4 protein-coding genes are annotated in these 10016 nt (G+C 69.1%); 3 read left to right on the forward strand and 1 reads right to left on the reverse strand.

Annotated elements, in window-relative coordinates:
- The first annotated feature begins 12 nt into the window (after positions 1-12).
- Both H7290_RS05575 and H7290_RS05580 read left to right on the forward strand, forming a co-directional pair.
- Positions 13-5406 (forward strand): type I polyketide synthase, encoded by a 5394-nt coding sequence (locus H7290_RS05575; RefSeq protein ID WP_290513023.1) that lies wholly within the window; start codon positions 13-15, stop codon positions 5404-5406.
- Positions 5403-5792, forward strand: coding sequence for a holo-ACP synthase (locus H7290_RS05580; RefSeq protein WP_290513024.1), 390 nt, complete (start codon positions 5403-5405; stop codon positions 5790-5792). Before H7290_RS05575 ends, H7290_RS05580 begins: the two co-directional genes overlap by 4 nt.
- Before the next feature lie 18 nt (positions 5793-5810).
- Here H7290_RS05580 and H7290_RS05585 read toward each other — a convergent pair whose 3' ends face one another.
- Positions 5811-7028 carry an ROK family transcriptional regulator gene (locus H7290_RS05585; protein WP_290513025.1) on the reverse strand — a complete coding sequence of 406 codons (1218 nt, stop codon included), beginning with the start codon at positions 7026-7028 and terminating at the stop codon, positions 5811-5813.
- A 154-nt stretch (positions 7029-7182) separates the two neighbouring features.
- On the opposite strand from H7290_RS05585, the gene H7290_RS05590 reads away from it, so the two are divergent.
- Positions 7183-9927 (forward strand): glycoside hydrolase family 3 C-terminal domain-containing protein, encoded by a 2745-nt coding sequence (locus H7290_RS05590; RefSeq protein ID WP_290513026.1) that lies wholly within the window; start codon positions 7183-7185, stop codon positions 9925-9927.
- Positions 9928-10016 lie beyond the last annotated feature (89 nt).

A 10016-nucleotide genomic window follows, 5' to 3' on the forward strand; every position in this document is an offset into this window, starting at 1 on the left:
ATCGTGCACGGCATGTGGGTGCCGGCGGCCGCCCAGCAGGTGCTTGCCGCCGGCTCGGCCCCCGCCGGCGGGGGACCGCGCCGCATCACCGGCTGGACCACACGCTTCCTGGCGCCCGTCCGTCCCGGCGTCAGCGTCGACGTCCGCGCCGACCGGGTCGGCCTCGACGCCGGCGCCGAGATCGTCGACATCACGTGTCGTGCCGAGGGCGAGGTCGTCATGTCGGCCACAGCACGGCTCGAGGCACCGCGTACGTCCTATGCCTTCCCAGGCCAAGGGATCCAGCACCTCGGCATGGGCATGGCCGCCTACCAGCGGTCGAAGGCTGCCCGCGAAATCTGGGACCGTGCCGACGCGCACACACGGGAGGCCCTCGGCTTCTCGATCCTCACCGTCGTTCGCGACAACCCGACCGTCCTGGTCACCAGGGGAGTCACGCACAAGCACCCCGACGGCGTGCTGTTCCTGACGCAGTTCACGCAGGTCGCGATGGCCGTCCTCGGAGCGGCCCAGATGGCTGAGCTCCGCGAGTCGGGCGCCTTTGTCGAGGGCTCGATCCTTGCTGGTCACTCGGTCGGCGAGTACAACGCTCTCGCGGCAGTCTCCGGCGTCATTCCGCTCGAGGCGGTCGTCGAGGTCGTGTTCCAGCGCGGCTCCGTGATGCACGCACTCGTGCCACGTGACGCAGCGGGCCGCAGCGACTACCGGCTTGCCGCCATTCGCCCGTCCCAGATCGGGCTCGACGACAGCAACGTCCGCGCGTTCGTCGACGGGACGGCTGAGCAGTCGGGCGAGTTCCTGCAGATCGTCAACTACAACCTGCGCGACTCGCAGTACGCCATCGCGGGCACGGTCCGCGGGCTCGAGGTGCTCGAGGCCGCGGTGACTCGCCGGCGTGCAGAGTTCGGCGGCAAGGCGGCCTTCATCCTGGTGCCCGGCATCGACGTGCCCTTCCACTCCACGGTGTTGCACAGTGGCGTCCCGGACTTCCGCGAACGCCTCGAGGAGCTGCTTCCCGCCTCGATCGATCCTTCGATCCTGGCCGGACGTTACGTCCCGAACCTCGTGCCCAAGCCGTTCTCGCTCGACCGGGAATTCTTGCAGGAGATTGCCGACCTGGTGCCCTCGGAGCCGCTCAACGCTGTCCTCTCGGACTTCGCGAGCTGGTCTGACCGTCCGGGTGAGCTGTGCCGCATCGTGCTGATCGAGCTGCTGGCCTGGCAGTTCGCCAGCCCCGTGCGCTGGATCGAGACGCAGGACCTGCTGTTCCGTCCGATCGAGGAGGGTGGGCTCGGCGTCGAGCGCTTCATCGAGGTCGGCGTGGGCTCCGCGCCCACGGTGGCCAACCTCGCCTCGTCGACACTCAAGCTGCCCGGTCGTCTCGGTGGCGCGGTCGAGGTGCTCAACTTCGAGCGTGACAGCGCTGCCGTCTTCGCCACCGACGAGGAGCAGGCTGTCGCCGACGAGGTCGACGACGCCCCCGTCGTGCAGCCGCCGGCCGACACCGCCTCCGAGTCGGCTCCCGCCGCCGTCGTCGCCGCCCCCGCGTCCAGCGGTGGTCCGCGTCCGGCCGACCTGAGCTTCGACGCCGCTGACGCCACCACGGTGCTCATCGCTTGGTGGACCAAGATGCGGCTCGACCAGATCGGTGCGGCCGACTCGATCGAGTCGCTGTGCGACGGTGCGTCGTCGCGGCGTAACCAGCTGCTGGTCGACCTCGGTGGCGAGCTCGGGCTCGGCGCCATCGACGGTGCCGCCGATGCCGACCTGCCGACCCTCTCGGGCCAGGTCAAGGGTCTCGCCCGCAGCTACAAGCCATTCGGCCCGGTGCTCTCCGAGGCTCTCGGCGATCACCTCAAGAAGGTGCTCGGCCCGACCGGCCGTCGCCAGTCGGCCGTCGCCGAGCGGGTCACCGACGTCTGGCAGCTCGGACCGGGCTGGGCGAGCCACACGCTCGTCGAGCTCGCCCTCTCCAGCCGTGATGGTGCCAGCGTGCGCGGAGGTGACTACGGCTCGCTCAACGCACTGGCGTCCAGCTCTGACGTCGATGCTGCCGTCGACGCGAGCGTCCAGGCCGTGGCGGCCCGCCACGGTGTCAGCGTCGACCTGCCGTCGTCCGGCGGGGGAGAGGCCACGATCGACGCGGCCGCACTCGGCGAGTTCACCGCACAGATCACCGGCCCGGACGGTGTCCTGGCCTCATCTGCACGGCTCGTGCTCGACCAGCTTGGTCTCACCGCCACGCCCGTCGTCGCCGAACCCGATGCGGCGGACGCGGCCATCCTCGCCCGTGTCGAGACCGAGCTCGGCAGCGACTGGGCCAAGCTCACCGCTCCGGCGTTCGACGAGCTCAAGGCTGTCGTGCTCGACGACCGTTGGGCCAGTGCGCGTGAGGACCTCGCGCGCATCGCCGCCGGGGACGACCTCGACGTGAGCTTCGTCGGCGCCGGCAAGGTCGTCGCCGACCAGGCCCGTTGGTGGGCCGGCCGATCGAGCGACATCGAACGGGCCGAGCGACTCCGCGGCATCGCGCTCGAAGCCTCCACCCCGGCCACCGGCGAGTGGTCCGACGACATCGCGGTCGTCACAGGTGCCAGCCAGGGCTCCATCGCCGCCGCCGTGGTCGGCAGGCTGCTGGCCGGAGGCGCGACGGTCGTGGCGACGACCTCGGGCCTCGACCCCAAGCGTCTCGCGTTCTACCGCGAGCTCTACCGGGGGCACGCCACCGGCGGTGCGGCCCTGTGGATCGTCCCGGCCAACATGGCGTCGTTCTCCGACGTCGACTCGCTGTCGACCTGGATCACGAGTGAGCAGACGCAGACCCGCGCCGGCGTCACCTCGGTGTCCAAGCCGGCCATGACGCCCACCCTGCTGTTCCCGTTCGCTGCTGGCCGCGTCGCCGGCGACATGACCGATGCGGGCAGCCGCTCCGAGATCGACATGCGCATCCTGCTGTGGTCGGTCGAGCGCCTGATCGGTGCCCTGTCCGCGCACGGTCAGGACCACGACATCGATGCTTCGCTGCACGTCGTCCTGCCGGGGTCTCCCAACCGCGGCATGTTCGGCGGTGACGGTGCCTACGGAGAGGCCAAGTCAGCACTCGACGCCCTGGTGACCCGCTGGGCCGCTGAGCGCACCTGGGCCGACCGGGTCACCCTGAGCCACGCCATCATCGGCTGGGTGCGGGGCACGGGCCTGATGGGTGGCAACGATCCGCTCGTCGCGGCCGTCGAGGCTGCCGGTGTTCGTACGTGGAAGCCCGAGGACATGGCTGCAGCGCTGCTGGAGACGTGCTCTGCCGCGGCCCGCGCTGCCGCACTCGTGGAGCCGCTCACGGTCGACCTGACCGGTGGTCTCGCCGGCGTCAAGCTGGACATGAAGGCGATGGCCGAGGGCCTCAGCAGTCCTGTCGTCGAGGCTGCCGCCGAGACCGACGTCATCACGGCGTTGGCTCCTTCCCCCGCGCAGCTCGACCGCGTCGAGCAGCTCGACTGGGCCCCGATCGACGCCAGGCCCGAGGATCTCGTGGTCATCGTCGGTGCGGGCGAGCTCGGCCCCTACGGCTCGTCGCGCACACGCTTCGAGGTCGAGGTGACCGACGAGCTGTCGGCTGCTGGTGTCCTCGAGCTGGCGTGGACCACAGGTCTCGTCACGTGGGACACCCAGGCAGGCGGCTGGTACGACACGGCCACCGAGGAGGCCGTCGCAGAGGACGAGCTGGTCGAGCGCTACGAAGCGGTCGTCCGGGAGGCTGTCGGAGTCCGTCGCTACGTCGACGAGGGCACGATGGTCGACAACACAGCGCCGTTGCTGACCTCGGTGTATCTCGACAAGGACCTGTCCTTCACGGTCTCCAGCGAGTCGGAGGCGCACGCGCTGCGTGACGCAGACCCCGAGCGCACGACCGTCACCACGACGGCCGATGGCGACTGGACCGTGACCCGCAAGGCCGGCACCGAGATCAGGGTGCCCCGCCGTATGAAGCTGACCCGCACCGTCGGTGGCCAGATCCCAACCGGCTTCGACCCCACCGTGTGGGGCGTGCCGCCCGAGATGGTCGAGTCGATCGACCGGGTCGCCTTGTGGAACCTCGTCTGCACGGTCGACGCTTTCCTCTCCAGCGGCTTCACACCGTCCGAGCTGATGCGCTGGGTGCATCCGGCACTCGTTGCCAACACCCAGGGCACCGGCATGGGTGGCATGCAGTCGATGCAGTCGCTCTACCTCGACACGTTGCTCGGCGAGAGCAAGGCCAACGACGTCCTGCAGGAAGCATTGCCCAACGTCATCGCCGCACACGTCGTGCAGTCGTACGTCGGCAGCTACGGCGCCATGATCCACCCGGTCGCCGCGTGTGCCACGACGGCCGTCTCGGTCGAGGAAGGAGTCGACAAGATCCGGCTGGGCAAGGCCGAGTTCGTGGTGTCCGGCGGGTTCGACGACCTGAGCGTCGAGGGCATCGTCGGCTTCGGTGACATGTCGGCGACCGCCGACTCGGCTGCCATGCGCGCCAAGGGGCTCGAGGACCGCTACTTCAGCCGGGCCAACGATCGTCGCTACGGCGGGTTCGTCGAGTCGCAGGGCGGCGGCACCATCCTCCTCGCCCGTGGTGACATCGCCGTGCGGATGGGCCTGCCCGTCCTGGGCGTCGTTGCCTACGCCGGTTCGTTCGCCGACGGCGTGCACACGTCCATCCCGGCGCCCGGCATCGGCGCGCTGGCGGCCGCTCGTGGAGGCCGCGAGTCGGCGCTCGCACGGTCGCTGACCGCTCTCGGCCTGACGGCCGACGACATCGGGGTGCTGTCGAAGCACGACACCTCCACCGGCGTCAACGAGCGCAACGAGTCCGAGCTGCACGAGCGCATCGCCACTGCGCTGGGCCGCAGCGAGGGCAACCCGCTGTTCGTCATGTCGCAGAAGGCCCTGACGGGTCACGCCAAGGGTGGGGCCGCGGCGTTCCAGCTCATCGGCCTCTGTCAGGTGCTGTCCGGAGGGGTCATCCCGCCGAACCGCAGCCTCGACTGCGTCGACGACGACCTTGCGGAGCACGAGCATCTCGTCTGGTTGCGCACGCCTCTGCGGACGGGCCAGCTCAAGGCGGGTCTGCTCACGAGTCTCGGCTTCGGTCACGTCGCCGGCCTGCTCGCGATCGTGCACCCGCAGGCGTTCCTGGCGACCCTCACCGACGACGAGCGCGATTCGTATGCCGGTCGCGCCCAGACGCGGGTCATCGAGGGCCGCATGCGTCTGGTGCGGGCGATGTACGGTGGACCGTCGCTGTACGAGCGTCCCGCCGACCGGCGCCTCGGCAGCGAAGGCGTGCGTAAGCGGGAGGCAGGAATGCTGCTGGATCCCCAGGCCCGGCTGGGTGACGACGGCGCCTACTACGGGGTCGCGTGCCAGTGACGGTCGTCGGTGTCGGTGTCGACCTGGTCCACGTTCCCACGTTCGCGGACCAGCTCGACCAGCCCGGAAGCATGTTCGTCTCGGCATTCACTTCTGGCGAGCGAAGCGATGTGCGGAGTCGTCATACCGACGCCGCGCGCCACTTCGCTGCCCGCTGGGCCGCGAAGGAGGCGGTGATCAAGGCGTGGTCCGCCTCGCTCTACGGCCAGGCTCCGGTGATGGAGGAGAACATCCATCACCTCATCGAGGTGGTCACCGACGCCTGGGGCAGGCCCCGCATCCGCCTGCACGGCGAGGTGGCCAAGCGGCTCGACGGCCACGCACTGGAGGTATCCCTGAGCCACGACGGCGACTACGCGATCGCCTACCTGGTGCTCCACGGCTGACCCACGCCCTGCAGGTGTTCAGCTGGTCGCCGAGTCCGCCAGCCCGTCGTGCACGGCGGTGAGGGGGGCGTTCGCGATGGCCAGGGCAACGGCACCCAGGACCTCGGCACGGACGCCGAGGTGTCCGGCAACGATCGGGACAGCTGACTCGTCGGTCGGCGGGACGCCACGCCGAAGTGTCTCGGTGATCCCGTCGATCAACGGCTTCCCGGCGCCGGCGGTGCGGCCGCCGACGACGACGAGGTCGGGATCCAGCATGGTGCACACGCCTGCGAGGGCAGTACCGACGGCACGTCCTGCATCGGCGATGACTCGCACCGCTCCGGGGTCGCCGGCCAAGCACGCCTCGAGCACCTCATCGAGGTCCCTGACCCCACCGCCGGCACGCGTCGGCAGCGCCGCAGCGAGGGCTTCGGCACCCGCCACGGTCTCCAGACATCCCCGGTTGCCGCATCGGCAGACCTGTCCGCCCGGTGACACGACGACGTGGCCGAACTCGCCGGCCACTCCCTTGGCGCCGAAGTAGGGCCGGCCGTCGAGGTAGAGACCGGCACCGACGCCTTCGGCCAGCATGATGTAGACGAGGTTGCGGGTGTTGCGCGCCGCGCCGAAGAAGTGTTCGGCCGTGGCGCCGAGATTGGCGTCGTTGCCGACGTGGACCGGCACGCCCAGCCGGGCGGTGAGCGTCTCTCCGATGTCGATGTCGTGCCAGGTGGTGAGGAGCGCCGGGCCGTGACGGGGGAGCGTGGGCACAGGCGAGGAGATCGCCACGCCGGCGCCGAGGACTCGAGCCGCGTCGATGCCGTTGGCGGTGAGGAGCTCGGTGGTCGCCTCCTCGACGAAGGACAGCGCGGCGTCTGCACGGTGGTCCACGTCGAGGTCGACCAGCAGCTCGGACAGCACAGTCCCCGCGAGGTCGGCGACGGCAAGCCGGATGCCGTCGTGGCGCAGGTGGATGCCCACCACGGCGCCGCCACTCGGCTCCAGCGTCAGCCGGGTCGGCGGACGACCCGTCTGGCTGGCCGACTGGACGTCACGACGATCGGTGCTCTCGGCCAGCAGGCCCTCGGCGAGCAGTTGACCGACCAGGCTGCTGACCGTGGTGCGGGACAACCCGGTCGTCCGGATGATGTCGACCCGACTCGTGGCGCCTTCAGCCTGAACCGCGCGCAGCACGCGGCCACGGTTGCGGCGGCGCAGGTTTTCCAACGAGCCGGGAGCCTTCACGCTGGTCATGCTACTTCCGACAGGACGCGGACAAATACGAGCCATGTTGCGGAGAGTTAATCCTTGACGCGGATTATCCCCTGGGGTTAGGTTCGGGACCATGCGCCGCGGGGGCGTGACCATCAGGGGTCATGTCACGGCGCGATCGAGGGGAACCATCAGCATGAGAAAACAGGTCCTGAGCGCCGCGATGGTGGCCGCGTTGTCCTGCGCGCTGGCCGCGCAGGCGGTCACGAGCTCCGAAGCGTCCACCAGCTCGGACGGCACACATGATCCGACCTACCTCAACAACAGCTACTCCGCTGAGGAGCGCGCGGCCGACCTGGTGTCGCGCATGACCCTGGAGGAGAAGGCCAGCCAGATGAACAGCAGCCGGGCCGCGGCGATTCCCCGGCTGGGTGTCGCAGCGTACGGCTGGTGGAACGAGGCTGCGCACGGCGTGGCGCGGGAGCAGACGACCGACAACAGCAACCCGCCCATCCTCACCAACACGACCTCGTATCCCGTCTCGCTGTCTCTGGGCTCGACGTGGAATCCGTCGCTGATGTATCAGGAGGCGAGCCTGATCGGTGATGAGGCTCGCGACGTCGTGCAGGGCAACCAGCGCGACCTGGACTTCTACTCGCCGACCGTCAACCTGGCCCGTGACCCCCGCTGGGGACGCAACGACGAGACGTTCAGCGAGGATCCGTTCCTCACGACCGCGATCGCGTCACCGTTCGTGAACGGGATGGAGGGCAAGGACGAGAACGGCAAGCCACTGAGGTCTGGCAAGGGATACCTCAAGACCCTCACGACGCTCAAGCACTTCGCCGCCAACAACAGTGAGTTCAATCGGCGCACCGGTTCGTCCGACATGGACGACCGGACGCTGCGTGAGTACTACACCGCTCAGTTCCGCGGCATCATCCAGCAGTCCGACCCCGGTTCGATCATGAGCTCATACAACCGGGTCAACGGCACGCCGACTGCGGCAGACGTCTACCTGACCGACACCCTGGCCAGGAAGACCTTCGGGTTCGGGGGGTACTTCACGTCGGACTGCGACGCCATCTATGAGATCCAGGCCGGTCACAAGTGGCAGCCGCCGGGATACCCCCACCCGCTCGACGAGATCGAGCGTCATGCGTTCGCCAACAGCGCTGGCGAGGACCTGGACTGCAATCAGGGCTATCACGACAAGTTCAACTACGCGAACACCCTGCCGACCGCGGTCAAGCGGGCCATCACGACCCAGACCGGGCTCTACACCGAGAACGACGTCGACGTCTCCGTGGTGCGTCTGTTCACCGCACGCATCCGCCTCGGCGAGTTCGACGACGAGTCGAAGGTGCCCTGGGTGCAGCAGGCACGCCAGCGCCTTGCGCCCGGCACCTGGACCAACAGCGATGCCAACAGGGCGGTCACCCAGACCCCCGAACGTCTCGCCATGGCTCGCAAGGCCGCTGACCAGAGCCTCGTCCTGCTGAAGAACGAAGCGGTCCAGACCCCGGGCAAGCGCACCAGCCCGCTGCTTCCGCTGCGTGTGCCGAAGCATGGCGCCTACAAGATTGCCGTCGTCGGCCCCTACGCCAACCCTGACTCGATGTATCTGGGTGGCTACAGCAGCAACCAGGGCGCCGCCGGCAAGGCCAACCAGGTCAACGGCTACCAGGGCATCAAGGCCGCGGTCCACGCCATCGATCCGGAGGCCACGGTCGACTTCCTGCCGGGGCTCTCGGCGGACCACAGCACGGTCGTCGCCGCGGACGTGGCCGCGACCAAGGACTATGACGCCGTCGTGGTCTACGCCGGCACCGACAACAAGACCGCGGATGAGGACACCGACCGCACCTCGCTGGCACTCCCGGGCGCACAGTCCCAGCTGATCGAGCAGGTGGCTGACGCCAACCCGCGCACGGTCGCCTACCTCGAGACCATGGGACAGGTGGACGTCCGCTCGTTCGAGCCGAAGGTCTCCGCGTTGCTGTGGAGCTCCTACAACGGTCAACGCAAGGGGGAGGGACTCGCTGACGTGTTGCTCGGTCGTCACAACCCCAGCGGTCATCTGCCGTTCACGTGGTACCGCTCGGTCGACCAGCTGCCCTCCATCGCCGACTACGGCATCCGTCCGACGTCGACGACCCAGGGTCGCACCTACCAGTACTTCGCCGGTCCGGTGTCGTATCCATTCGGCCATGGTCTCGGCTACTCCGCGTTCCGCTACTCAGGAGTCAGCGTTGACCGGTCGTCGGTGGATGCCAACGGACGGGTGACGGTCACGGCGAGGGCGACCAACACCGGACGGGTGGCTGGAACGGACGTCGTGCAGCTGTACGCCGCGACGCCCGACTCCAAGGCGAGCCAGGAGAGGCCGATCAAGCGTCTGGCCGGATTCGAGCGGGTCACCCTCAAGCCGGGCCGGAGCACCACCGTGCAGATGTCGGTCAAGATGGCGGATCTCGCCTTCTACGATGAGTCCCGCAGCCGATACACCGTCGACCAGGGTCGCTACGACCTGCAGCTCGCCTCGTCCGCCGCGAAGTCAGACGTCCTGGGTCTCGCGACGACCCGGGTCCGCGGCTCGCTCGAGCCCGTCCCGTCGGTCGTGACGGCGAACCCGCGCACCACGTCCGACGTGGCGAAGGACATCCCACGGCGCGTTTTCTACGCCACGGGTGACGTCATCGATCCGCAGCTGACCGTCACGCTCAGTGACGACCAGATCTTCGGGTACGTCACGAAGGGCAAGAGCACCGTGCTGCCGGCGGGGATGACGGTGTCCTACCGGAGCAATCGTCCGCAGGTCGTCGATGTCTCCGGGCGCGGGGAGGTCAAAGCCACCGGTTCGGGCGCGGCGACGGTCACAGCCACGGTCCGCTACCACGGCAGCACCGAGCGCGGCACCTTCGTGGTGGACGTCCGATAGCCGAGGTCACGGGTGGGGAAGCTATCCTCTCGCGGTGCGGCGCGGGCGGCCCTCGCCGGCGGGGCGGGGCGGGGGGGTGGGTGGGCGGG

This window comes from Aeromicrobium sp. (assembly GCF_014378035.1).
GTDB lineage: Bacteria > Actinomycetota > Actinomycetes > Propionibacteriales > Nocardioidaceae > Aeromicrobium.